Source organism: Kineococcus aridisoli, from assembly GCF_050871885.1.
Classification (GTDB): domain Bacteria; phylum Actinomycetota; class Actinomycetes; order Actinomycetales; family Kineococcaceae; genus Kineococcus.
In genome coordinates, this window is sequence record NZ_JBJLSF010000017.1 from 1 (window position 1) to 21,766 (window position 21,766).

19 protein-coding genes and 2 pseudogenes are annotated in these 21,766 nt (G+C 75.9%); 11 read left to right on the forward strand and 10 right to left on the reverse strand.

All coding sequences use genetic code 11. The annotated features are described in order from the left end of the window. From ACRYM2_RS06955 to ACRYM2_RS23200, 3 genes and pseudogenes are all read right to left on the reverse strand, one after another. The coding region (locus ACRYM2_RS06955; RefSeq protein WP_432520983.1) for a GAF domain-containing protein at positions 1-1,966 on the reverse strand (1,966 nt) is incomplete at its 3' end. A gap of 186 nt (positions 1,967-2,152) precedes the next feature. After that, a complete protein-coding gene (locus tag ACRYM2_RS06960; protein WP_432521078.1) occupies positions 2,153-2,395 on the reverse strand; it encodes a WCX domain-containing protein in 243 nt (80 codons plus the stop codon). A gap of 238 nt (positions 2,396-2,633) precedes the next feature. Next, positions 2,634-2,678, reverse strand: a pseudogene (locus ACRYM2_RS23200) (hypothetical protein); the annotation flags it as partial. Between the two features lie 59 nt (positions 2,679-2,737). Here ACRYM2_RS23200 and ACRYM2_RS06970 point away from each other — a divergent pair. The 6 genes and pseudogenes from ACRYM2_RS06970 to ACRYM2_RS06995 all read left to right on the forward strand — a co-directional run bounded on the left by ACRYM2_RS06970 (position 2,738) and on the right by ACRYM2_RS06995 (position 8,216). Then, on the forward strand, positions 2,738-3,547 hold the full coding sequence (locus ACRYM2_RS06970; RefSeq protein WP_432520984.1) for an NAD(P)H-binding protein: 810 nt from the start codon (positions 2,738-2,740) through the stop codon (positions 3,545-3,547). A gap of 251 nt (positions 3,548-3,798) precedes the next feature. Then, positions 3,799-4,363 (forward strand): annotated as a pseudogene (locus ACRYM2_RS06975) (dihydrofolate reductase family protein). Positions 4,364-4,600: 237 nt separating this feature from the next. Beyond that, positions 4,601-5,758 carry an MFS transporter gene (locus ACRYM2_RS06980; protein WP_432520986.1) on the forward strand — a complete coding sequence of 386 codons (1,158 nt, stop codon included), beginning with the start codon at positions 4,601-4,603 and terminating at the stop codon, positions 5,756-5,758. A 110-nt stretch (positions 5,759-5,868) separates the two neighbouring features. Next, a complete protein-coding gene (gdhA, locus tag ACRYM2_RS06985; protein WP_432520988.1) occupies positions 5,869-7,230 on the forward strand; it encodes an NADP-specific glutamate dehydrogenase in 1,362 nt (453 codons plus the stop codon). Between the two features lie 141 nt (positions 7,231-7,371). Beyond that, positions 7,372-7,866 carry a hypothetical protein gene (locus ACRYM2_RS06990; protein WP_432520990.1) on the forward strand — a complete coding sequence of 165 codons (495 nt, stop codon included), beginning with the start codon at positions 7,372-7,374 and terminating at the stop codon, positions 7,864-7,866. Beyond that, entirely contained in the window at positions 7,863-8,216 is a 354-nt protein-coding gene (locus ACRYM2_RS06995) for a transcriptional regulator (RefSeq protein ID WP_432520991.1), read from the forward strand. The genes ACRYM2_RS06990 and ACRYM2_RS06995 overlap by 4 nt, the downstream gene beginning before the upstream one ends. A gap of 5 nt (positions 8,217-8,221) precedes the next feature. On the opposite strand, the gene ACRYM2_RS07000 is transcribed toward ACRYM2_RS06995, so the two are convergent. The 3 genes from ACRYM2_RS07000 to ACRYM2_RS07010 all read right to left on the reverse strand — a co-directional run bounded on the left by ACRYM2_RS07000 (position 8,222) and on the right by ACRYM2_RS07010 (position 10,542). Then, the gene (locus tag ACRYM2_RS07000; RefSeq protein ID WP_432520994.1) at positions 8,222-8,614 is read right to left on the reverse strand and encodes a VOC family protein; all 393 of its coding nucleotides are present in this window, start codon (positions 8,612-8,614) and stop codon (positions 8,222-8,224) included. A 102-nt stretch (positions 8,615-8,716) separates the two neighbouring features. Further along, positions 8,717-9,325 (reverse strand): HAD family hydrolase, encoded by a 609-nt coding sequence (locus ACRYM2_RS07005; protein WP_432520995.1) that lies wholly within the window; start codon positions 9,323-9,325, stop codon positions 8,717-8,719. 107 nt (positions 9,326-9,432) lie between these two features. After that, positions 9,433-10,542 (reverse strand): GNAT family N-acetyltransferase, encoded by a 1,110-nt coding sequence (locus tag ACRYM2_RS07010; protein WP_432520996.1) that lies wholly within the window; start codon positions 10,540-10,542, stop codon positions 9,433-9,435. Positions 10,543-10,682: 140 nt separating this feature from the next. On the opposite strand from ACRYM2_RS07010, the gene ACRYM2_RS07015 reads away from it, so the two are divergent. Continuing rightward, positions 10,683-11,204: a GNAT family N-acetyltransferase gene (locus tag ACRYM2_RS07015; RefSeq protein WP_432520997.1), complete on the forward strand. Its 522-nt coding sequence runs from the start codon at positions 10,683-10,685 to the stop codon at positions 11,202-11,204. 47 nt (positions 11,205-11,251) lie between these two features. Then, positions 11,252-13,690, forward strand: a complete 2,439-nt coding sequence (locus ACRYM2_RS07020; protein ID WP_432520999.1) for a HelD family protein — start codon at positions 11,252-11,254, stop codon at positions 13,688-13,690. Here ACRYM2_RS07020 and ACRYM2_RS07025 read toward each other — a convergent pair. Continuing rightward, on the reverse strand, positions 13,629-14,192 hold the full coding sequence (locus tag ACRYM2_RS07025; RefSeq protein ID WP_432521002.1) for a GrpB family protein: 564 nt from the start codon (positions 14,190-14,192) through the stop codon (positions 13,629-13,631). The genes ACRYM2_RS07020 and ACRYM2_RS07025 overlap by 62 nt on opposite strands. Positions 14,193-14,499: 307 nt before the next feature. Here ACRYM2_RS07025 and ACRYM2_RS07030 point away from each other — a divergent pair, with 307 nt between their 5' ends. Next, positions 14,500-14,667 (forward strand): hypothetical protein, encoded by a 168-nt coding sequence (locus ACRYM2_RS07030; protein ID WP_432521004.1) that lies wholly within the window; start codon positions 14,500-14,502, stop codon positions 14,665-14,667. Positions 14,668-14,730: 63 nt separating this feature from the next. Here the strand turns inward: ACRYM2_RS07030 and ACRYM2_RS07035 are convergent, their stop codons facing one another. Next, a complete protein-coding gene (locus tag ACRYM2_RS07035) occupies positions 14,731-14,955 on the reverse strand; it encodes a DUF4287 domain-containing protein (RefSeq protein ID WP_432521005.1) in 225 nt (74 codons plus the stop codon). Positions 14,956-15,186: 231 nt separating this feature from the next. Between ACRYM2_RS07035 and nagA the strand changes: the two genes are divergently transcribed. Next, on the forward strand, positions 15,187-16,395 hold the full coding sequence (gene nagA, locus ACRYM2_RS07040) for an N-acetylglucosamine-6-phosphate deacetylase (RefSeq protein WP_432521006.1): 1,209 nt from the start codon (positions 15,187-15,189) through the stop codon (positions 16,393-16,395). A gap of 344 nt (positions 16,396-16,739) precedes the next feature. Here nagA and ACRYM2_RS07045 read toward each other — a convergent pair whose 3' ends face one another. Together ACRYM2_RS07045 and ACRYM2_RS07050 are read right to left on the reverse strand one after the other, a co-directional pair. After that, the gene (locus tag ACRYM2_RS07045; RefSeq protein WP_432521008.1) at positions 16,740-20,096 is read right to left on the reverse strand and encodes an ATP-binding protein; all 3,357 of its coding nucleotides are present in this window, start codon (positions 20,094-20,096) and stop codon (positions 16,740-16,742) included. Positions 20,097-20,209: 113 nt separating this feature from the next. Further along, entirely contained in the window at positions 20,210-20,965 is a 756-nt protein-coding gene (locus ACRYM2_RS07050) for a DeoR/GlpR family DNA-binding transcription regulator (protein ID WP_432521009.1), read from the reverse strand. 65 nt (positions 20,966-21,030) lie between these two features. On the opposite strand from ACRYM2_RS07050, the gene ACRYM2_RS07055 reads away from it, so the two are divergent. Next, entirely contained in the window at positions 21,031-21,456 is a 426-nt protein-coding gene (locus tag ACRYM2_RS07055) for a DUF4406 domain-containing protein (RefSeq protein ID WP_432521010.1), read from the forward strand. Positions 21,457-21,766 lie beyond the last annotated feature (310 nt).

Consider the following 21,766-nt stretch of genomic DNA (forward strand, 5'->3'; position numbering starts at 1 on the left):
TGGCGGCGGGGCGGTAGCGCACCGCGATCTGCAGGTGGTCCGGCTGCACCGGGTCGGTGAGCAGGGCGCGTTGCAGGCCTTCGGCCACGTGCTGCTGCTGGGCGTACAGGCGGGCGTTGTCCAGGGCGAGCCCGGCGCGGTCGGCGACCTCGCTCGCGGTCAGCAGGTCGTCCTCGAGCGGCGGCGGCCGGTGCGCCCCGCGGAAGAGGGTGACCAGCCCCACGGTGCGCCCGTGCGCGCGCAGCGGCAGCATCTGCGCGGACTCCGGCGCCAGCTGCCGCAGCAGCCTCCGGGCCGGCTCGGCGAGCATGGCCCCGAGGCGCTCGGTGGCCCGGGCGCCCACCACGACGGGGCGGTCCTCGCGCAGGGCCCGGTGCAGGGGCGCGGCAGGGTCCAGGCAGGACATCCGCACCCGGCGGTAGTCCCGCGCCACCGGGCGCAGCGCCTCGTCCTCGTGCCAGTCGCCGATGTCGCGCAGGCTCCCGTCGTCCTGGACGAGGGTGACGATGCACCAGTCCCCCAGCGTGGGTACCAGGTGCTGGGCCAGGCGGGCCACGGCCTCCTGGGTGTCCAGCGTCTCGCTCAGGTCGGCGCTGACGGAGGCCAGCAGCGCCAGCCGCCGCGCGGTGCGCTCAGCGTCGCGGCGCGCGTCCTGGGCCGCGGCGCGTTCGGCCTCGGCCTGCTGCTGCGCGGCGCGGCGGACGGTGACGTCCAGGAAGTACACCGACAACCCGTCCGGGTCCGGCCAGCCGCGGATCTCGTACCAGCCGTCCAGCGGGGGCGGGTAGTAGGCCTCGAAGGCCACCGGCTGCCCGGTGTCCACCGCGCGGCGGTACTGCGTCTCGAAGTCGGCGCCGACCGCGTCGGGGAACAGCTCCCAGATCACCCCGCCGAGCAGCTCCTCGCGGCGGCGCTGCAGCAGCTTCTCGGCCTCGGCGTTGACGTAGGTGAAGCGCCAGGAGTGGTCCAGGGAGTAGAACGCCGCCGACATCGACTCCAGCACCCGCGCGGTGCGCACCTCGTCCTCGTGCTCGCGGGTGGTGTCGTAGGCGGCGCCCAGCACCCGCACCGCGCGCCCGTCGGCACCGGCCACGGCCTCGCCGCGGGCCTTGACCCAGCGGGTGGTGCCTCCGGGCAGCACGACGCGGTACTCCGCCTCGTAGGTGCCGCACTCCTCGATGGCCTGCTGCAGCGCCTGGCCGACCCGCGGCAGGTCCTCGGGGTGCACCCGCGCGTTGAAGGCCTCGATGGTGCCGTCGAAGCCGCTGCCGCCCTCACCCTCGCGACCGCCCTCGCCGGCCCGCTCGTAGCCGAACATCCGCAGCAGCTGCTCGTCCCAGGCGAGTGCGCCGGTGCGCAGGTCCCAGTCGAAGCCGCCCACCCCGCCCGCGGCCACCGCCAGCTGCCAGCGCAGCCGGTCGGACTCGTACTCCAGCGCCAGCGCCGACAGCTCCAGCTCCGCAGCGGCGGCGCCGGCCAGGTCGGTGAGCACCTCCACGTCCGTGCTGCTCCAGGTGCGCGGGGCGGGGTCGAAGACGCACAGCGCGCCGACGACGTGCCCGTCGTGGCCGAGCAGCGGCACGCCCAGGTAGGCGCCCACCGCACCGCTGGTCACGGGTGGCAGCGCGGCCACCCGCGCGTCCGCGGCGGCGTCCTCGACCACGAGCGGCGCTCCGCCGGCGGCGGTGACGGTGCACAGCGGGTCCGCCGGCGCAGCGGTGGAGCCCACCAGGGCGGGGTCCTGCCCGGCCACGACGCTGGTGGTCTGCACCTCGGTCAGCAGCGAGACCTGCGAGGCCGGTGCGCCCAGCAGCCGCGCCGCCAGGCCCGCCAGGCGCTGCAGCGCCTGGTCGGCCGGCGCCTCGAGCAGCCGCTGGGCGGCCTGCACCTGGGCTGCTGACCTCTCCACCTGCCGGCCGGCGCGGGGCCGGTCGCCCCCGGCTGCTGGGTGCGGAGCTGCCGTCACTGCTGCGACCTCGACCTTCCCGGTGCGCCGGAGACCCGCGCGGTGCCCGGCGGGGACCTGCGCGCCGCGAGGTCGGACCCCGTCAGCGCGGTGAGCGGCCGCTGCGGGTCGTGCACGGCGCCACCCGTCACAGCGTACGGGCACTCGTGCGGCCGCTCGGTCCACCGCTGCCGCCGGCCACCGGTGTCAGCGCCGCGGTCCTCGCGCCGGCGGGGGTGGGGACTGCGTCGAGCCGGCCCCTGCCGGGGGAGTGGCCGTGAGCTGCGCGCGGGTGAAGCGGCGAGCCCAGTCGCTCGCGCGCGCGAGGAGCTCCGGCGGGGAGGTGACGTCGAAGTCCGCACCGATCGCACCCAGGAGCACGAGCGGCCGGTCGAGGTCGTCGGTGGCCATGCGCACGCGGCACGTGCGCTCGTCGAGCTCCTCGACCACCCCCCCAGAGGTCGACCTCGGCGCGGACGCGGGGAGCAGGTGCGTGCACGGTGACCTCCACGGCGTACGAGGCCGAGGCGCTGACGAGGCCCGCGGTGACGATGCCCGAGCGCACGAAGGCGGCAGCGTCCTCGGTGGGCAGGTTCCGTGGGCGGAAGCGCTCACCGGTGCGCTGCGGCGCGGTGAGCCGGTCGAGGCGGAAGCTGCGCCAGTCCTGCCGCGCCAGGTCGTAGGCCACCAGGTACCAGCGGTGCTCCAGCAGCACCAGCCGGTGCGGCTCCACCTCGCGCCGGCCGCGCTCACCGCTCCTGGTGGTGTAGCCGAACCGCCGGCCGCCACCTGGTGCGGCAGCTGGCGGCCGGCGGCCACCGCGTGCGCGCGCTGACCCGCACCCCCGCCACGGCGGACCTGCCCGACGGGGTGGACGTCGTCTCCGGCGACCTGACCGATCCCGGCACGCTCACCGGCGCGTTCGCCGGGGTCAGCGCCGTCCACTTCATCACCTTCGGCGGCCAGGACGGCGCACCTCTGAGCACGGGCCCTGCACTCGCGGAGCTGGCGATCCGCGCCGGCGTCCGGCGCACCACGGTGCTGCGCGGCTGGGAGGAGAGCGGTCTGGAGCAGGCGCTGACGGCGGCCGGTCTGGGGTGGACGCAGCTCGCCCCGGTCGAGTTCATGTCCGGTGCCCTGGAGTGGGCCCCTTGCGTCCGCGAGCACGGGGCCGTGCGGCTGCTGGCGGACTGGCCCAGCGCCGTCGTGCACGAGGCGGACATCGCCGCGGTGGCCGCCGTCGCCCTCACCGAGGACGGGCACGCCGGGCGGACCTACGACATCACCGGACCCGAGGCCCTGACCCCCCGGCAGCGCACCCGCGTCCTCGGCGACGTCCTCGGGCGCCCGATCGCCTTCGAGCCGCTCACCGAGGAGCAGGAGCGCGAGCGCCTGCGCTCGTGCGGCTACGGCGAGGACGACGTGGAGTTCGGCATCCGGCTGGCCACCGCCCCGCCCGTGACGGCGGCCGTCGTCCGCCCGACCGTCCAGCGCGTCACCGGACGACCCGCCCGCACGTTCGCCCAGTGGGCCGCCGAGCACGCCGACGCCTTCCGCACCGGCCCCTCCCGAGCTCCCGCCACGGTCCCCGCCGACGTCTGAGCGAGCGGCCGGGTGCCGGCGTCGAGGAGCCGTCGGCGTCCTCGGCCGCCCGGTGACCACCGAGCCCGTCGTGACCGACGACGTGAAGGCACCTCCGTCGTGGGGCCGGCAGCGAACGGATCGGGGCCCCGTCCCCGTGCCCGCAGCGCTCCGCCCCGCGTCCGGGTGAGGGCCGCCGATGAGGAACGGCGCCGGCGGTGGTCTGAGCACGATCCGGTGGAGGCAGGGCGCATCGAGGGGGGAGCAGCGGGATGAGACCACTCCGGTACTCGATGAACGTCACGCTCGACGGCTGCTGCCACCACGAGGCGGGGCTCCCCCCGACGAGGGGTCGATGCGCTGCTGGACCGGTCAGCTGGAACGAGCCGATGCCCTCGTCCTCGGCCGGGTGACCTGCGAGGTGGTGGAACCGGCGTGGCGGAAGCCGGCCACGGGCACGTGGCCCGACTGGATGGACGAGTGGCAGCTCCCGTTCGCCGAGACCATCGACCGGGCGCGGAAGCACGTCGTGTCCAGCACGCTGGGCAGGGCCGACCGGAACGCCGAACTGGTGCGCGGCGGCGTGGGGGGAGCGGTCCAGCGGCTCGAGCAGGAGCCGGGGGAGGGCCTGTGGGTGGCGTGGCGCTCCCCCTGGCGCTGGCGGACCTGGGACTGATCGACGAGTACGAGTTCCTCGTGCAGCCGGTCCTCGCCGGGCACGGGCCGACGTTGCTGGCCGGTCTGCGCGAGCGCGTCCGGCTCGAGCGCGTGGACCGCCACGAGTTCCGGTCGGGGGCGTTCTCCGTGCGGTACCGCCCCGTGCGAGGTGCGGGCTGACGCGGTGCTTCCCGGCACGTCGGCCGCTCCCTCGCGACAGGACGCCGGCTCGCCCGTGGGACGACGCCCGAGCAGTTCCTGGACCCTGGACGTGAGCAGCTCGGCAGGAGCAGGGTTCCCGTAGCCTGGCCGGCGACCCTACGACCGAGAGTTCGAACCACCATGCCTGCCAGTGCGCCCTCGTCCGCGAACACCCCGCCTGCTCCTGCTGCTCCGCTGAGGCGAGCGCGCGCTGCCGTGGCGGGGTGCTTCTTCCTCAACGCCGTCTTCTACGCCAGCCTCGTCCCGCGCCTGCCGGACCTGCGCGACGGGTTGGGCATCGGCAACGCCACGCTGGGCATCGCCATCGCCGCGCTGCCGCTGGGCAGCTTCCTGGCCGCTCCGCTCTCCTCGGTGCTGCTGCGCAGGTTCGGCTCCGCGGTCACCGCCTGCTCGGGCCTGGTGCTGCTGGCCCTGGCGCTGTCCGCTGCCGTCTCGGCACCGTCCTGGCCCCTGCTCGCGGTGGCCTTCTTCCTCGCCGGCATCGTCGACGCCCTGGTGGACGTGGCGCAGAACGCCCACGGGCTGCGGGTGCAGCGCGCCTACGGGCGCTCCATCCTGAACTCCTTCCACGGCTTGTGGAGCGTGGGGGCGGCCACGGGGGCCGTGCTGGGGTCGGCGGCCGCCGCGCTCGCGGTGCCGCTGGTGGGCCAGATGTGGACGACGGCTGCGGTCTTCGCCCTGGTGGCCCTGCTGCTGCAGCGCTGGATGCTGCCCGGTCCCGACCGGCCCGCGCCGGAGGGCCCGAGCAGCGAGCACGGTGAGCACGGTGAGCCCTCGAGCGGGTCCACCGGCCGCCGCAGGGTGGTCGTGGTGCTGCTCGCCCTGGGGCTGGTCGCCGCCTGCGGCAGCGTCGTGGAGGACGCCGGCTCGTCCTGGAGCGCCATCTACCTGCGGGACGAGCTCGCTGCGAGCGCCGGGGTGGCGGGGACCGGCTACCTGGCGCTCATGGTGGCGATGACGATCGCGCGCCTGACCGGGGACCGCGTCGTCGACAGGTACGGGCAGCGCCGCGTCGCTCGCGCAGGCGGAGCCGTGACCGCCCTGGGCATGGCGCTGGCGCTGGCGTGGCCGTCGGTGCCTTCGACCCTGCTGGGCTTCGCGCTGGCCGGTGCGGGCGTGGCCACCTTGATCCCTGCGGCCTTCCACGCCGCCGACGAGCTGCCCGGGCTGCCCCACGGCCTGGGGCTGTCGCTGGTGAACTGGGCGATGCGCCTGGGCTTCCTGCTCAGTCCACCGGTCATCGGCTTCGTCGCCGACAGCACGAGCCTGCGCATCGGCCTGCTGGCGACCGTCGTGAGCGGTCTGGCCACCCTGGTGCTGGGACGCTTCCTCGCCCCGCGCCCCGCGCGCTGATCCCGGGGCGCTCGCGCGTCGTCCGGTCGGCGTGCCCGGTCTTGTAGCGTCGGAGGCTCGCCTCCGCGCACGGCGGTCGGCGGTGTCGATGGAGAGGACCGCGAGCAGCCATGAGCGTCGACGTGCACGCCGACATCGAGCGCATCTTCGAGGAGGTGGCGCGCCGCAACCCCGGGGAGGCGGAGTTCCACCAGGCCGTGCGCGAGGTGCTGTCCAGCCTGGGCGCGGTGCTCGACAAGCACCCCGAGTACCGGCGGATGAAGATGATCGAGCGCATCTGCGAGCCGGAGCGGCAGATCATCTTCCGCGTGCCCTGGCAGGACGATCACGGCCGGGTGCACATCAACCGCGGCTTCCGGGTCGAGTTCAACTCAGCGCTCGGCCCGTACAAGGGCGGTCTGCGCTTCCACCCCTCGGTCAACCTCGGCATCGTCAAGTTCCTGGGCTTCGAGCAGATCTTCAAGAACGCGCTGACCGGCATGCCGATCGGCGGCGGCAAGGGCGGGGCGGACTTCGACCCCAAGGGCCGTTCCGACGCGGAGATCATGCGCTTCTGCCAGTCCTTCATGACCGAGCTGTACCGGCACCTGGGTGAGTACACCGACGTTCCCGCCGGCGACATCGGCGTGGGTGGGCGTGAGATCGGCTACATGTTCGGCCAGTACAAGCGCATCACCAACCGCTACGAGTCCGGTGTCCTGACGGGGAAGGGGCTGTCCTGGGGCGGCGCGCGGGTGCGCCCGGAGGCCACCGGCTACGGCCTGGTGTTCTTCGTCGCCGAGATGCTCGCCGCGCGGGGCGAGTCGCTGCGCGGTCGCACGGTGGTGGTCTCCGGCTCGGGGAACGTGGCCGTCTACGCCGTCGAGAAGGCCCAGCAGCAGGGTGCTCGGGTGCTGGCCTGCTCGGACTCCAGCGGGTACGTGGTGGACGAGGACGGCATCGACGTGGCGCTGCTGCGCCAGGTCAAGGAGGTGGAGCGGGCCCGGCTGAGCGCCTACGCCGAGCGCGCTCCCCGGGCCCGCCACGTGAGCACCGGTGCCGGCGGCGCATCCGTGTGGGACGTGCCGTGCGAGGTCGCACTGCCGTGCGCGACGCAGAACGAGCTCGACCGGGACGCCGCGGAGCAGCTGGTGCGCAACGGCTGCCTGCTGGTGGCCGAGGGGGCGAACATGCCCACGACGGTCGCCGCGGTGCAGGTGCTGCGCGAGGCCGGGGTGGCCTTCGGGCCCGGCAAGGCGGCCAACGCCGGTGGGGTGGCGACCTCGGCGCTGGAGATGCAGCAGAACGCCTCGCGGGACTCGTGGACCTTCGAGCACTCCGAGCAGCGCCTGGCCGAGATCATGCGTGACATCCACGCCCGCTGCTTCGAGGCCGCCGAGGAGTACGGCGGCCCCGGCGACTACGTCCTGGGGGCAAACTGCGCCGGTTTCGTGCGCGTGGCCGACGCCATGCACGACCTCGGGCTGATCTGAGCGCACCCCGGCGGTGCCGCCGCGTCGTGGTGGTGGGGAGCGCGACGCGCTGCCCGGCCGCTGCCGGTCGCGGGGCGCCGACACCGGTTTCCACCTCCTCAACCATTGCCGAGGTGGAAACCATCTGGCATGGTTGCCCCCATGGCAAGCACCGGAGGCAGACCCGATCCCGATGAGGCCCGCGCGGCGCTGGCCGGCATCCAGCAGGTGCAGCGGGCCGTGCGCGACACCCCCTGGCCCACCTGGCTCTACCCGACCAACGCGCTGCTGCTGGGCGCGATGACGCTGACCTTCCTGCTGGAGCAGCACCGCACCGCCGCCTTCCTGGCCGTCGCCCTGGTCGTCGCGGCTGTCAACCTGGTGGCCGGCTACCGGATGGGCGCTCCGTGGGCGCTGCCCACCTCCCGGCTGTTCCTGGCAGCGGTCGCCGCTGCGGGCGCCTGCGTGGTCGCCGCCCTCGTGCTCGCCGACCTCACGAGGAGCAGCTGGCCGGTGCTCGTGCTGGCGGTCGCGGCGACCGCCCTGTACTCGGCCGGCGCCGTGGCGCACCGCAGGTCCACCGGTCCGGTCGGCCGGGCAGGCACCTCGCGGCCCGGCGCGCGGGGCGCCTCGCGAACGGGTCGGCGGGACCGGTGAAGGCGCAGCTGGACCCCGTCATCCACCCGACGCACCGCTTGCGCATCTGCGCGATGCTCGCCGCGGGCACGACGCTGGAGCTGCAGGTCGTCAAGGAGCACCTGCAGTTGAGCCCGTCGGCGCTGAGCAAGCAGGTCGCGGCCCTGGTCGAGGCGGGGTACGTGAAGCAGGAGCGCCCGGGCGCCGACTCGCGCCGGGTGTGGTTGTCGATGACCCGGCAGGGCGCCAGGGCCTACCGGGCCCACGTCGCGGCGCTGCAGGAGATCGTGGCCGGCTCGGCACCGCCTGCCGCGCAGGTGGACGGGGGAGCGGACGGCACCGCGGGTCAGGACGTGGACGCGCGCCGCTGAGCGGCTCAGCCGGCGCCGGGTGCGGCCGCCTGCTGCAGGTAGACCAGGTCGTTGCCGTCGGGGTCGGTGAAGTGGAACATCGGCGGCACGCCGTCCCAGCGCAGCACCTCGGCGTTGTGCAGCGTCACGCCCGGCACGCCCGAGAGCCGCGCGTGGGCGGCGTCGGCGTCGGTCGTCGTCAGCCGCACCGCCATCGGCAGGGGGCTGTCGGGCGGCAGGAGCACCAGCCCCACCTGCGAGCCCGGTGGCACGACCTCCACCATCCGGGCTCCCGGCATCGCCTCCACGTCGTGACGCAGCTCGAAGCCCAGCACCCGGGTGTAGAAGGCCAGCGCAGCGTCCTGGTCGGCCACCGGCACGGCCACGCTCACCACGCTCGTCGTCATCGTCGTCGTCATGCCCCTGTGACCACGGAGCAGGCCTGGAGTCATCGCTCCGGGCGCAGGCGCGACCCCCACCGCAGCGGTCCCCGCCGCCTCCGGTGGTCGGCCGGCGCCGGGTCAGCTGCTCGCACCGGGGCGGGGCAGCACGTCCACGGCGGTCGCCGGGGTGCCCCAGGTGTCGTCGGCCGCGGCGGCGGGGTCGTACAGGTGCCCCCAGGCCGCGGCGACGGCACGGGCACCGGCAGCGCGCGCAGCCAGCAGGTCGGTCGGGGCATCGCCGACGTAGAGCACCTCCGCAGGCTCCACCCGCAGCTCGCGGGCTGCCAGGAGGACTCCGTCGGGCGCCGGCTTGGGCCGCTGGACCAGGTCCCCCCCGATCAGCAGGTCCACCTCCAGCCCGGCCGAGCTCAGCAGCGTGCGCGCGCCCCGGACGGCTGCTCCGGTGAAGACGGCGACGGGGTGGCCGCGCTCGCGCAGCACCTGCAGCGTCCGCGCGACCTCCGGGTAGGGGTGGACCTCGGCTCCCTCCAGGCGGCGGTAGTAGGCCTCGGCCTCACCTGCGCGCAGCGGGCGGCGCAGCAGGTGGGCCAGCACGGCCTCCGGGACCCCCAGGGAGTAGGCGGCCACGACGGCACGGGCGTCCACCGCCGGGCCCCCGAGCTCGGCGACGGCCTCGACGAAGGCGGCGGGCACCACGCGCGAGGAGTCCAGGAGCGTGCCGTCCATGTCCCACACGACCTGCAGCCGCTCCGCTCGGGGGACCGGCGGGTGGAGGCGGGGAGCGGAGGAGGGCGTGGACCGCAGGGCGGGCCTGCCGGTCACCGTGTCGCCGTTCACGCGTGGGCCGCCAGCCACTGCTCGGCCTGCTGCCGCGACCGTGCGCCTCCCTCCAGGACGGCGCGGCACACCGCCCACCCCCCGGGGTAGTCCGGCCGCTGGTGCCACTGCTCCTTCAGGCGCAGCACGGCGGCGCGCTCGGCGTCGCCGAGCTGCTCGCGCCAGCGCTCGTGCTGCTCGGCGACGTGGGCGTGCTCGTCGTGCAGGAACAGCGACAGGTCCAGCCTCCACAGCTCCCCGTCGGCCGCACGCACGCGCACGGGGAGGTGGTAGCGCTCGTCGCGCCGCTCGGCAGGCGTCCGCTCGCCGCGCTCGTCGGCGAGGTCGAAACCCTCGACCCCCGGCAGGCGCACCAGCTGCGTCAGCAGGCGCACCACGTCGGCCGGTGCGAAACCGGCTCCCACCCGCACCGCCACGTCCAGGTCGCGGGCCACCACCAAGTCGGAGACCACGCTGCCCACGGTGCGCACCGGGCCCAGCGCCGACAGCAGTTCGACGACGCGCAACTGCTCCAGCACCGCCCAGCCGGCGCGCCGCCGCGCCGCGGCCCGCTGCAGGACGGCTCGGTCGTCCTCGCCGCCGCCCGCACCGCCACACCCGCCGGAAGCGCTGCGCTGGTCCTGCCGGTCGCCGGGTCCGGGCAGCACCAGCTGCATCGCCACGTTGGTGAGCACCTGCCCGCCGCGCTGCACGCGCTGCTCGCGCACGGTCGTGAAACCCGCGCGCTCGAAGAACCCCCGGGCGGTGAGGCTGGCGTCCACGGTCAGCTGCCGGAGTCCGCGCGCCGCGGCCTCGCGCCGGAGCGCCGCCAGCAGGACCGCGCCGACCCCGCGGCGTCCGTGCTCGGGGTGGACGTAGAACATGCCGATGTGCCCCTGCGGGGAGAGGTCGGTGAACCCGGCGATGCCGCCGTCGTGGACGGCGACGCGGGTGCCGGCGGCAGCCCGGCGCCGTCCCCACTCCTGCACGTCGATGTCGTCGGGGGCCCAGGCCGCTCGCTGGGCCGGGGAGTAGTCCGCGGCCGCGGTGACGTGCACGCTGCGCCGGAACACCTCCGCGGTGGCTGCGGCATCGGCGGGTTCCCAGGCGCGGACGAGGAGGGACACGCGGCACCATCACCCGCCGCGCACGAGGTTGTCCAGCGGTTTTCCCTCCGGTCCCCGCCCGGCCGGGTCGGCGGCTCGCGACGGGACCTCGAGCGGTCGACGGGTGGTGGCCCCCGGGACCGGGTCGCTAGGGTCGGGCCGTGCCCGGTTCCGTGTGGTCGTTCCCCGCGCCGCTGGTCTCGGAGCGGTTGCTGTTGCGCGGGCACCGCGAGGAGGACCTGGACGACCTGGTCGCCTTCCACGGCGACGAGGAGGTCACCCGCCACACGCCGTGGCCCACGCGCACGCGGGCGCAGACGCGGGAGGCGCTGCTGCACCGCACCGGTCAGCAGGCCGCGGCCTGCGCGGGCGAGGCGATCGTCCTGGCCGTGCAGGAGCAGAGCAGCGGCACGGTGGTCGGGGAGGTGCTGCTGCTGCGGCAGGGCGACGACGAGGCGGTGCTCGGCTACGCGCTGCGTCGGGACCGGTGGGGACGTGGGCTGGCCACCGAGGCGGCCCGCACCCTGCTGGAGGCCGGGATCGACCGCTTCGGGCTGCGCCGCATCACCGCCGTCGTCGTGCCGGAGAACGTGGCCTCGACCGCCGTGCTGGCCAAGCTGGGTTTCGTCGAGGTCGCCCGCTCGCCGGAGCGCATCACCTTCGCCCGCGCGGTGGAGCGCTGAGGTCCTCTGCGTCGCAGGCGCACCGCACCACGGAAGGAGTTCGCCGAGTGGGTGCCGTCGACGAGGAGCAGCGCTTCCTCGACACCTTCCACGCCGCGCGGGACGCCGCGCTGACCCTCACGCACCGGCGGCTGGAACAGGTCCTGCACGGCGGGGCCCGAGCGGGTCAGGCGCGGCTGGAGCGGGAGGACCTGGCTGCGGGGTTGCGTCGGCGCGCAGCCCGCCTGCGCGCGGCCGAGGAGGGGCTGTGCTTCGGGCGCCTCGACCTCCTCGACGCGTCGGTGCTGCACATCGGGCGGACAGCCCTCTTCGACACCGAGCAGTCCCCGCTGCTGGTCGACTGGCGCGCCCCGGCCGCCCGGCCCTTCTACACCGCCACCGCCCGCAGCCCGCAGGGTGTGCGCCGCCGGCGTCACATCACCACCCGGGGCCGCGAGGTGCTCGACGTCCAGGACGAGCACCTCGCCGAGGTCGCCGGTGACGACTCCAGCGGCGCGGGCGGGGGGAGCGACCCGGGGGCCGGCGACGCGGATGCCGACGCTGCGGCCCCCTCCGCAGCGCTGGTGTCCGCGCTGGAACTGCCGCGCAGCGGGTTCGCGCGCGACATCGTCAGCACCATCCAGGCCGAGCAGGACGACATCGTCCGCCAACCCCTGCCGGGAGTGCTGGCGGTGCAGGGCGGGCCCGGTACGGGCAAGACCGCGGTGGCGCTGCACCGCGCGGCCTACCTGCTGTACACCCACCGCGAGCAGCTCGAGGAGCGCGGGGTGCTGCTGGTCGGGCCGAGCAGCACCTTCCTGGACCACGTCAGCCGGGTGCTGCCGGCGCTGGGCGAGACGGCGGTGGTGATGGCCACTCCCGGGCGGTTGTTCCCCGGCGTGGACGCCGAGCGCGAGGACACCCCTCGCACCGCGCAGCTGAAGGGCCGCCTGGAGATGGCCGACGTCGTGGCCGCGGCCGTCGCCGACCGCCAGGAGGTCCCCGAGCGACCCGTGCAGCTCGACGTGGCCGGTTTCCCCCTCACCGTGGCGCCGCAGGTGCTGGCCGGCTGCCGGGAGCGTGCCCGCAGCAGCGGCCGGCCGCACAACCGCGCCCGCGCCGCCTTCGCCGGCGACCTCGTCGAAGCCCTCACCGCGCAGTACGCCGACCAGCTGGGCGCCGACCCCTGCGGCGGGCCGAACCTGCTCGACGAGGCCGACGTCGCGGAACTGCGCCTGGAGGTTCAGCAGGCCGACGACGTGCAGGAGCTGATCGAGCGGTGCTGGCCCGCGCTGAGGCCGCAGCAGCTGCTGCGCCAGCTGCTCGCCGATCCGGAGCGCCTGCGACGCGCCGCTCCCCGGCTCGGCGCGCAGGAGCGGGCCCTGCTGCTGCGCGGTCCCGAGGAGCCGTTCACCGCCTCCGACGTGCCGCTGCTGGACGAGGCGGCGGAACTGCTCGGAGACCCGCAGGCAGGCGCCGACACCACCGGCCACCGGGCGCGAACCGCGAGGCACCGCTGGAGCGAGTACGCCCACGGCGTGCTGGAGGTGCTGCACGGATCGCGCTCCACCGACCTGGAGGACGACGAGGAGGCCGAGCAGGTCAGCGCCGGTGACCTGCTGGACGCCGACGCCTTCGCCGAACTGCTCGTCGAGCGCTACGAGAGCGCCGACGCGCGCACGAGCGCCGAGCGCGCCGCCGCCGACCGGGACTGGGCCTACGGTCACGTCGTCGTCGACGAGGCGCAGGAGGTCACGCCCATGCTGTGGCGGCTGCTCGCCCGCCGTTGCCCCACCCGCTCGATGACCCTCGTCGGTGACCTGCACCAGGCGGGCGCGCTGGGGGCACCCACCGACTGGGCCCAGGTGCGCGAGTGGATCGGCGCCGCCGACGACGCCCGGCACTGGCGCCTGCGGCAGCTGACCACCGGCTACCGCACTCCGGCGGAGGTCATGGACGTGGCCGCCGAGGTCCTGCGGCAGGCGGACCCGGCGGCGCGGCCGCCCCGGGCCGCGCGCCGCAGCGGTCACCCCACCACCGTGCTCACCGCGACGCGCCGGCAGGCGCACCGCTGCGCCGCCGAGACGGCCCTGCGCGCCGCGGCCGACGCGCCCGGCACCGTGGCGGTGATCGGCCCCGCCGAGGAGCTCGAGCACGTCCGGCGGGCGCTGCAGGAGGCTCCCGCACCCGAGGCCGACGACGACTCCCCGGTCGCTGGTGCGGGTGACGCCCGCACGCGCACCAGCGTGCTCACCGCCCGGGCCGCCAAGGGCCTGGAGTACGACCACGTCGTCGTGCTCGACCCGGCCGCGGTCGCCGCGGGGGGACCCCGGGGCCAGCGCGACCTCTACGTCGCCCTCACCCGCGCCACCCGGCAGCTGACCCTGCTGCGCGTGGAGGACGACGTGGACGGGGATGCCGCCGCCGGTGCTCGACCGCCGGCGGCTACGGCTCCCGGTGACCGGGGTCGTTCAGCCGGCGGATCGCGCGCAGCTCGTCGTCGGTGAAGCCGGCGGTCGCGAGGACCTGCTGCAGGACCGCGCTCTTGCCGGCCAGGTAGGCGTCGATGTCCATGTCCGGGTCCTGGGCGAGCCGCTGCTTGACGGCGGCGTAGGCGTCGCGCAGGTCCGGACGGCGGCGCAGGACGTCGCGCACGGCGAGGTGGTTGCGCACGTGCAGGGTGCCCGCCCGGCACAGGTAGACGTTGCGGCGCGGCTGCTCGTCGGGGGCTGCGAAGGCGTCGCGGCCTGCGATGCCGAGGTCACCCAGGGGGCGGTAGCCGAGCGACCGGAGGGCGTCGACGGCTGCGGCGTGCTGCGCGCGGTCGTCGGGGTCGACGAGGACGTCGATGTCGAGGACGGGTTTGGCGGCCAGACCGGGGACGGAGGTGGACCCCACGTGCTCCACCCGCGCCGAGGGGACGTCCACGAGGGCGCGGCGCAGGTCGGCGGCGACCTGCGCGAACTGCTGGGGCCAGCGCGGGTCGTGCGGGAGCACCTCGATCGCCATGGCAGCAGCCTGCACCGCACCTCGTCCGTCGGCGCGGGCGCCCTCCAGCGACGAGGGGCGGCGGAAGGTGGTGTCCAGGTCGGCGCAGGCGGCGTCGTGCGCGCGCCGCAGCCGGCGGTAGGCCCGTGAGGTGGTGGGGTCGGGGGGTGAACTCGTCGGTGATGCGCACCATCGCGGTGACGGCCGCGCAGATCGCGGCGCCCCGTGTGACGCCTGCCGAACCTGCCGCGCGGGTACCGGGCACCTGTGCTCGCGCCTGCTCTTCCTCGGCTGCGGTGGAACGGGTTCGCAGTGCCAGCGCTGGACGGTGCCCATCTCCTGCCTCGTGCGCCTGCCCACCGGCGCGGACCTGCGCAGGGCGGCGCTCGACGAGGCCGCCGACGCCTTCTCGCTGCTGACCGCCGGTGGCTCCGTCGTCGAGGTCCTCGTCGACTGCCGGCGCGTGAGGGCGGACCCGCAGCCGAGCGCGCCCTGACGGCTCGCGACCGGCGCGACCGGCACGACCGGCACGACCGGGGCGTCGGTCGTCGTGGACGTCTCAGGAGCGCCGGTCGTCGGCGAGGGTGGCGGCCACCAGCGCGTTGGCGTGCCCGTGCCCCATGCCGTGCTCGTCCTCGAGCCAGGCCACCAGCTGCATGTGCCGGAGGTCGGGGTGCTGGGCGCGGTGCTCGCGCAGCAGGTGTTGCCAGTGCGCGACCGGGTGTCCGTACCGGGCCTCGATGGCGGGGAAGTAGGAGGCCGGTCCCCTGGTGGTCTCTGCCATGGAGCTCTCCTACCGCGGGGCGGAGCCGCCGTCAACGGTGCGCCGCTCCGCCGCCGGTCGCAGGCGGACCCGTTGACACCCCCGGGCCGCGGTGCTTGAGTCCGACCGGTCGAGATCACCCGCGGACCGTGCCGCCCCGCCGGGAGACCGTCCGCTGCACGCGGTGCCGGAGTTCCGACGGCGCGAGCACACCGTCCGTCCCGCACCGACCCTCCAGGGAGCCGCACCACCGTGGTCGACCTGCTCTTCGTCGGAGCCCACCTGCTGGGTTCGTCCAGGGTCCCCGCCGGGACCGGCTGGTTGAGCACCGAGGGCGGTGCGATCGCAGCCCTCGGCGCGGGCGCCCCACCACCGGCCGCAGCGGGCGGGCGGCAGGTCGTCGACGTGTCCGGGTACACGCTCATGCCCGGTTTCATCGACGTGCACGTGCACGGTGCGCTGGGGCACGAGGCGATGGACGGGAACGTGCCCGGGTTGCTGACGATGGCCTCGTTCTTCGCCTCGCACGGGGTCACCTCGTTCCTGCCCACGACCTGGACGGCCGACCGCGCCGAGACGCTGAGGGCGCTGGAGGCCATCGCCGAGGCCGTGGACACCTCCACGGGCGCCGGCGCGGCGGGAGCGCGCGTGCTCGGCGCGCACATGGAGGGTCCCTACCTCAGCGACGTGCGCTGCGGGGCGCAGGACCCGCACCAGGTGCGCGGTGTGGACCGGGAGGAGGCGGCGGCGTTCCTGGACACCGGAGCGGTGCGGCTGATCACCGTGGCACCGGAGAGCGAGGGGGCCGGCGACCTCATCGACGAGTGCGTGCGCCGGGGCGTCGCGGTCAGCATCGGGCACACCGACGCCACCTACGAGCAGGTCGACGCCGCCCTCGCGCGCGGCGCCAGCCACATGACCCACGCCTTCAACGCCATGTCGCCCTTCTCCGCCCGGGTCCCCGGTGCCGTCGGCGCCGCCCTGGCGCTGCCCGGTTTCGACGCCGAGGTCATCGCCGACGACGTGCACGTGCACCCGGGAGCGGTGCGGGCGCTGGTGCGCGCCCGCGGGCTGCAGGAGGTCGTCCTGGTCACCGACGCGATCCGGCCGACCGGCAGCACCGGCGAGCAGGAGCTGACCATGGCCGGGCGTCCCGTGGCGGTGCGCGACGGCGCCGTCCGGTTCCCCAGCGGCCAGCTCGTCGGCAGCGTGCTGACCATGGACGCCGCGCTGGGGAACGTCCGCCGTGCCACCGGCCTGCCGCTGGAGGAGCTGTGGCCGATCGTCAGCGCCAACCCGGCCCGTTCGGCCGGGGTGGCGCGCTCGAAGGGGCGCCTGGAGGTGGGCATGGACGCTGACCTCGTCGTCGTCGACGACCGCCACGACGGCGTCCGCGTCGTCATGACGGTCGTCGGGGGGCGCATCGTGCCCACTGCCCCCGGCGGTGCGGGCGGCAGCTGAGCACTCGCCGGACGGCCGGCGGGTGGTCCCGGCGGCAACCCCGGAACCGCCGCAGCCCGGGACCCGCCGGAACCCGGGGACCCGCTCGGCCGGCGCGCGGCGGGGTTCACCCCGGAGCGCCTCGCGGAGGCCGCACCGGTGGCGCGGTGAGCCCGAAGAGCGACTCCAGGGTCTCCTCCTGCTCGGTCCCCGCCGGGCCGGTCTCCTGCGGGCCCGGTCCTGCTCCGTCGCCGCTGCCGGGCTCGTGAGCGCCCGGGCCCGGCGCGCCGGGTACGTCGGGAGTGGTCATGGCGTCCTCCTGGGGGCTCGAAGTGCGTGCGGGCCACCCTGGCGCCCCCGCCTTGTCAGACGGTTGCCGCGCGCTGACCTGCAGCCGCACCCGGCGGGGCGCCCACCTCCCTGGTCAAGCCCGCGGCGCCGGTGGCCCGCGCCGCGGCCAGCGCGCGCTGCACCTCGGCCTCGACCTCCGCGGGGCCGGCGCCGGTGCGGGCCAGCGCCTGCGCCAGGGCCAGGTGCACGCGCGGCAGGAAGAAGCGCTCGCCGGTGCGCTCGGCCTCGCGCACGGCGCGGCGGGCCGCCTGCGCCGACTCCGGCCACCGCCCGGCGGCGGCCAGCGCCTCGGCCAGGGCACCGAGCATGAGGTGGCCGAACATGTGCCCGCCGGGCAGCGCCCCGAACACCTCCAGCGCCCGCTCCAGCTCGGCCACGCCCTCGGCGGTGCGCCCCAGCCGGGCCAGCGCCCACCCGTGGGGAGCGGTGGCGAAGGCCGTCAGCTGGTCGAAGCCGCGCCCGGTGCTCAGCCGCAACCCCGCCTCGGTGGCCTGCGCCGCCGCCTGCGGATCGTCGCGGAAGGCGGCGCGCCAGCCCTCGAGCACCGTGCGGTAGGCGCTGGTGTAGTCGTGCCCCAGCGCCGTTCCCGCCTCGCGCGCCCGCCGGGAGAACCCCTCGGCCTCCTCGTCCTCGCCGAGCAGGGTGAGCACGACGGCCAACCACGCCGGCGCGGTCACCGCCGGGTGCTGCAGGAACAGCGCCAGGTCCACCTGCTCGCGGTGCTCCTCGGCGAGCGCGGTGGCGGCCAGCAGGTCGGCGCGCGCCTCCTGCAGGCGCCCCTGGTGCAGGCGCACCTGCCCCAGCGCGTGGTGGTGGGCCAGGCGCAGCATGAGGTCCTCGCGCCGGTCGGCGGCCCGCGCCAGCTCCAGGGCCGCCGCCTCCGCCGCCGGCAGGTCGCCGGAGACCAGGGCGACGCCCCACGCGCCCCACAGCGCCGACAGCAGGTGGTGGGTGGTGCCCACCTGCTCGGCCAGGCGCACCGCCCGGCGCCGCTGCTCGGCCACCTCGGGGGTGTTGTAGCCGTGCAGCAGGGTGAGCAGCGAGCCCAGCCGCACCCGCACCTCCAGCTCCAGCTGCGCCGAGAGCGAGCCGGCGCTCGCCGACACCTGCCCCAGCGCGGTGCGCAGGTGCTGCTCGGCCTCGGCGTGGGCGGCGTGCCGGCCGGCGACCTCGGCGGCCAGCAGGCAGGCGCGCACCGCCCGTTCGGGATCGCCGAGCGCGCCCGCCGCGACGTGGTGGTGGGCCAGGTACGCGGCCACGGGCGCCAGGTCGCCGCCGTGCCGGTTCTCCAGGACGTCCGCGGCGCGCGCGTGCAGCGCCGCCCGCCGCATCGGCCCGGTCGCGGCCAGCAGCACCTCCTGCACCAGGGCGTGCGTGAACAGGTACGTGCCGGCCGTGCCCGGTTCGGCGTGCACGATCCCCGCCGCCGTCGCGGCGTCCAGGTCGTCGGCCAGCTCCAGGGGCGTCCTGCTGAGCAGCTCGGCCAGCAGCCGGACCTCGAACTCGCGCCCCAGCACCGCCGCGGCCTCCAGCACCTGCCGCGCTCCCGTCCCCAGGTGCACCAGGCGCCGCTCGAGGACGGCCTGCACGCTGCGGGGCACCTGCAGGTCCGCGCGACCGCGGCTGGCGCGCTCCTCGCCCAGCAACCGCACCAGCTCGGCGATGAAGAACGGGTTGCCGTTGGTGCGCTCGTGCAGCCGCTGCGCGGCCGACGGCTCCACGGGTGCCGCCAGCTGCTGGGCCGCGTAGCGCTGCACGTCGGTGGTGGACAGCCCGCGCAGGACCACCTGCTGGGCGTGCGGCAGCCGGCTGACCAGCGACAGCACCCGGTCGCGGGCCTCGGCGGCGGCCGCCTCCGGGTCGCGCACCGTCAGCACCAGGCACAAGGGGGCGCCGGTGGCCCGGGTGACGACGTGCTCGGTCAGCTGCAGCGTCTCCGGGTCGGCCCAGTGCAGGTCCTCGACCACCACCGTCAGGGCGGCCTCGGCGGCCAGCTGCTCCAGGAACGCCGTCACCGCCTCGAACAGCAGGGTGCGCGCCGCCTCGGGCGCCATGGCCGCCACGTCCGGCGCACCGGAGCGCCCGGCGCCGGTGTCCCCGGGATCGGCCGCTGCGCCACCCGCGCCGCCCGCGCCGCCCGCCTGCGGCAGCAGCAGCGCCGCCGCGGCACCGCGCCCCTGCAGGGCGCGGGCGGTGGCCGCCGGTCCCCGGGAGGCCGCCAGCGCGGTCAGCACCTGCCGCCACGGCCAGTAGGCCGGTGCCCCGCCGCCGTCGGTGCAGCGCCCCCACACCACCTCCGCGCCCTCGGCGTGCACGCGCCGCCCCAGCTCCTGCGCCAGGCGCGTCTTGCCGATCCCCGCCTCGCCCACCAGGGCGACGGTGCTGGGCGTGCCCGCGGCGGCGCGCCTCCACGCGCGCAGGCACTGCGTCAGCTCCTCCTCGCGCCCGACCATCGTCTCGCGCCCGCCCTCCGCGGCGGTCACCGCCGCACCCGCTGCCGCACCCGCTGCCGCACCGTCCGCGCCGCCCGCCCGTCCACGCGCACCGGCGTGCGGGGAGGTCGCACCGGGCGAGGGGGTGCGGCCGGGGGAGGAGCTCGTGCCGCCCGCGGGCGCGGCGGCGGGCGCGTCCAGCACCGGGTCCTGGCGCAGCACCAGCTCGTGCAGCCGCTGCAGCTGCGGAGAGGGGTCGGTGCCGAGCTCCTCCGCCAGCAGGGTGCGCGTCTGCTCGTACAGCGCCAGGGCGGCCGCCTGCTCGCCGCAGCGGTACAGCGCCAGCAGCAGCGCTCCGCGCAGTCCCTCGCGCAGCGGGTGGGCGGCGACGACGGCGGGCAGGCGGGCTGCGACGTCCTCGTGGTGGCCCAGCACCAGGTCCAGCTCCGCGGCCAGCTCGGTCGCGGCCAGCCACAACCCGTCCAGCCGCGCCACCTCGTCGGAGACCACGTCGGCGCGCACGTTCGCGTACGGCTGCCCGTGCCAGAGCGCCAGCGCCGCACCGGTCTGCTCGCGCGCGACCAGCACCTCGCCCTGGGCCACCGACCGGCGCGCAGCGGCGAACAGGTCGGTGAAGCGGTGGGCGTCGACGTCCTCGCGCGCCACCTCCAGGCGGTAACCCGGTGCCGCCGTCAGGATGGGCGAGGCCCCGCCCACCGACAGCCGCTTGCGCAGCCGGGAGATCACCACCTGCAGGGAGGTGGAGGCCGCCGGTCCGGCGTCCTCGCCCCACACCCGCTCCAGCAGCGTGGCGGTGCTCACCGTCCGCCCGGCCTCGACGAGGAGGACGGCGAGGACGGCGCGTTGCTGGGGCGCACCGAGGTCCAGGCGTCGCTCCGCCTCGAAGGCCGCCAGCGGCCCCAGCACCTGGTAACGCACACAGCCTCCCCGGATCGGCGACCGGCCCCCGCCGGCCGGGCGGCGACGAGGCTACCGCGCCCGCCGCCGCCGATGGTCCGGTGCGCGTGATCGGTTGCGGCGCAAACGGTGGATCACTGCAGCACGACGACTCCTCCGCCGCGCAACGACTCCAGCGTGGAGCCGTCCGCGTCGGTGCCGTCGGTGACGATGCCGGCGACCTCCGCCAGCGGCAGGACGGTGAACGGCGAGGCGGTGCCGATCTTCTCCGCGCTGGCCAGGACGTAGGTGTCCGCGGCGCGGCGGGCCAGCGCGCGCTTCATGGCGGCCTCGTCGGAGTCGCCGGTGGTCAGGCCCGCGGTGGCGTGGACGCCGGTCACCCCCAGCAGGAAGACGTCCGCGTTGACGCCGGCGGCGGCTTCGACCGCGGCGGCTCCGCAGGCGACGGCGGAGTGCTTGAAGATCCGGCCGCCGATGACGTGCAGGTCGATGCCGGGGTGGTCGACCAGGGCGGCGGCCACGGTGGGGCTGTGGGTGACGATCGTGGCCTCGAGGTCCGGTGGGAGAGCGCGGGTGAGAGCCAGCGCGGTGGTGCCCCCGTCGAGGATGGCCGTGCACCCGGGGGTGATGAGCTGGGCGGCGCGTTCGGCGACGCGTCGCTTGCTGTCGACGGCGACGCCGCTGCGGGTGGACAGGTCGGCGACGGCGGGGGAGACCGGCAGCGCGCCGCCGTAGACGCGTTGGCACAGCCCGGCTGCGGCCAGTTCCCGCAGGTCCCGGCGGATGCTGTCCTCCGACAGGCCCAGTTCGAGGGCCAGGTCCTTGGCGACGAGGCGGCCGTCGGTGCGGAGGCGGGCGAGCAGCACCTCCTGGCGTTGGGCTCCCAACATGCGCGTTCTCTCCCGTTCTCGCAAATTGCTTCACGTTCTTGCACGTTGTCGTCTACGGTACTGCCATGCCGACGACCACGACCGAAGCACCGCCTTCGACCAGGCCCCTGCTCATCCTCATCGCCGGTCCCTACCGGTCGGGAACCGGTGACGACCCCGCCCTGCTGGAGGCCAACCTGCGGCGGCTGGAGGAGGCGGCCTGGCCGATCTTCCGCCGCGGGCACGTGCCGATGATCGGTGAGTGGGTCGCCCTGCCCGTGCTGCGCGGTGGCGGTGGCGACGGGCCGGCGCACCCGCTGGCCGAGCAGGTGATGTACCCGACGGCGCAGCGCCTGCTGCAGCACTGCGACGGCGTGCTGCGCCTGCCCGGTGCCTCCCGGGGAGCGGACCAGGACGTGGCCATCGCCGAGGACCTCGGGCTGCCGATCTACCACGACGTGGAGCAGATCCCGTTCGCGGCGACCCACCGCGGAACCCTTCAGGGTTCCTGAGGCGGAACCCCCACCGCGCTGGGCGATCTCCTGCGGCCGTCGCGGGTCCCCGAACCCTCGTCGAGCCGGCAGGCCGCCCCGAACTCGAGCAGGTTCGGTGGAAGACCCCGCGTGCGAGGCGCTGCGCGTCCGCAGGTCGTACCGGCCCGGCTGCTGCCGGGGGCGGGGGACCGGTCGATCGGGGGAACTGCGACGACGAGGCGACGGCTGCGGTCCAGGTGGATCGCCGCGGCACTGGTGGCTGCGGGCGTGGTGGTGGGGAGTGCCGTTCCCGCCGCTGCGCGGGAGTGCCTCACGGGCTCCGTGGCTG

What these genes read in the sequence shown, in the direction of transcription:
- gdhA (WP_432520988.1), top strand. Translation starts at nt 5,869, where the DNA reads ATGAGCGTCGACGTGCACGCCGACATCGAGCGCATCTTCGAGGAGGTG.
- ACRYM2_RS06990 (WP_432520990.1), top strand. Translation starts at nt 7,372, where the DNA reads ATGGCAAGCACCGGAGGCAGACCCGATCCCGATGAGGCCCGCGCGGCG.
- ACRYM2_RS07000 (WP_432520994.1), bottom strand. Translation starts at nt 8,614, where the DNA reads ATGACGACGACGATGACGACGAGCGTGGTGAGCGTGGCCGTGCCGGTG.
- ACRYM2_RS07005 (WP_432520995.1), bottom strand. Translation starts at nt 9,325, where the DNA reads ATGGACGGCACGCTCCTGGACTCCTCGCGCGTGGTGCCCGCCGCCTTC.
- ACRYM2_RS07025 (WP_432521002.1), bottom strand. Translation starts at nt 14,192, where the DNA reads ATGGCGATCGAGGTGCTCCCGCACGACCCGCGCTGGCCCCAGCAGTTC.
- ACRYM2_RS07035 (WP_432521005.1), bottom strand. Translation starts at nt 14,955, where the DNA reads ATGGCAGAGACCACCAGGGGACCGGCCTCCTACTTCCCCGCCATCGAG.
- ACRYM2_RS07050 (WP_432521009.1), bottom strand. Translation starts at nt 20,965, where the DNA reads ATGTTGGGAGCCCAACGCCAGGAGGTGCTGCTCGCCCGCCTCCGCACC.
- ACRYM2_RS07055 (WP_432521010.1), top strand. Translation starts at nt 21,031, where the DNA reads ATGCCGACGACCACGACCGAAGCACCGCCTTCGACCAGGCCCCTGCTC.